At 41.1% G+C, this 1,568-nt stretch carries 3 protein-coding genes and 1 other annotated feature; all 3 genes read right to left on the bottom strand.

Annotated features, from left to right (window positions below):
- The coding region (rplJ, locus tag RAC86_RS38535) for a 50S ribosomal protein L10 (RefSeq protein WP_377886938.1) at positions 1 to 116 on the bottom strand (116 nt) is incomplete at its 3' end.
- A 65-nt stretch (positions 117 to 181) separates the two neighbouring features.
- Positions 182 to 322: a sequence feature (ribosomal protein L10 leader region), on the bottom strand.
- Positions 323 to 367: 45 nt separating this feature from the next.
- A complete protein-coding gene (gene rplA, locus RAC86_RS38540; protein ID WP_003235040.1) occupies positions 368 to 1,066 on the bottom strand; it encodes a 50S ribosomal protein L1 in 699 nt (232 codons plus the stop codon).
- Between the two features lie 94 nt (positions 1,067 to 1,160).
- On the bottom strand, positions 1,161 to 1,568 hold a 408-nt coding region (gene rplK / locus RAC86_RS38545; RefSeq protein ID WP_377886937.1), incomplete at its 5' end, for a 50S ribosomal protein L11.

Below are 1,568 nucleotides of genomic sequence, written 5' to 3' on the forward strand. Positions count from 1 at the left end.
GTTACTTCAGAAACGTTAAGTCCGCGATAGTCAACGATGATCGTTGATTTACTTTCTTTCAGTTTAGAAGCAATTTCTTCAACAACAACTTTTTTTGTTTCAATTGCGCTGCTCATGGTTACACCTCCTGTAGATTCTTGTGTAACACTTATACCGTTAGGTGATCACGACTGAGACGACGGATTCCATATAAAAAGCCTCCATGAGACATGGAGGCTGTATATACAAGCATACGTAACGTAATAGCTGTGATAATATACACCTCGGTAGGATCATTAAGCGGTTAGGCCCCTACTGTCTACGGTATAAATGATATTCTATTTTACAACATTTTGAATCATATCAGAATGTTGATGTCATGTCAATATTATTTTACGTTAAAAGTTGAAGAGTCTACTTTGACACCAGGTCCCATAGTAGAAGTTACAGCAACGTTTTTCACGTAAACGCCTTTTGCTGCAGCAGGTTTAGCTTTCAGGATTGTATCATACATTGTTGTGAAGTTCTCAACAAGTTTTTCATCCTCGAAAGAAACTTTACCGATAGGAACATGAATGTTTCCAGCTTTATCAACACGGTATTCAACTTTACCAGCTTTGATTTCGCCGATAGCTTTTTCAACTTCGAAAGTAACTGTACCAGTTTTAGGGTTTGGCATTAAACCTTTTGGTCCAAGTACACGACCGATTTTACCAACTTCACCCATCATGTCAGGTGTAGCTACGATTACATCGAAATCGAACCAGCCTTGTTGAATTTTGTTGATGTAGTCAGTATCGCCAACGAAATCTGCACCAGCAGCTTCAGCTTCTTTCGCTTTTTCGCCTTTTGCGAAAACGAGAACGCGCTGAGTTTTACCAGTTCCGTTTGGAAGCACGACTGCTCCACGGATTTGCTGGTCGTTTTTACGAGGGTCAACCCCTAGACGGAAAGCCACTTCAACTGTAGCGTCGAATTTAGCTGTGTTTGTTTTTTTAACGAGAGCTACTGCTTCAGAAACGTCGTAAGCTTTTGAACGATCTACAAGCTTAGCAGCTTCAACGTACTTTTTACCTTTTTTAGCCATTTTAAAATTTCCTCCTTATGTGGTTATAGCGGAATAACCTCCCACGAATAAGGGTTGCGAACTTGTTAAAACTCGCAACCCGACAAGAAACAAATTAATCCTCGATTACAATACCCATACTGCGGGCAGTACCTTCAACCATGCGCATTGCCGCTTCAACGTCTGCTGCGTTTAAGTCAGGCATTTTCGTTTCAGCGATTTCGCGTACTTTATCGCGCTTAACAGTTGCCACTTTATTACGGTTTGGTTCACCAGAACCAGACTCAATTCCAGCTGCTTTTTTAAGCAATACTGCAGCAGGCGGAGTTTTTGTAATAAATGTAAATGAACGGTCTTCGTAAACCGAAATTTCAACAGGAATGATTAAACCAGCTTGGTCAGCTGTACGAGCGTTAAACTCCTTACAGAATCCCATGATGTTAACACCGGCTTGACCAAGTGCAGGTCCAACTGGTGGTGCTGGGTTAGCTTTTCCAGCAGGAATTTGCAATTTTACAACTTT

The sequence above is a fragment of the Bacillus sp. LR_5 genome (assembly GCF_042709275.1).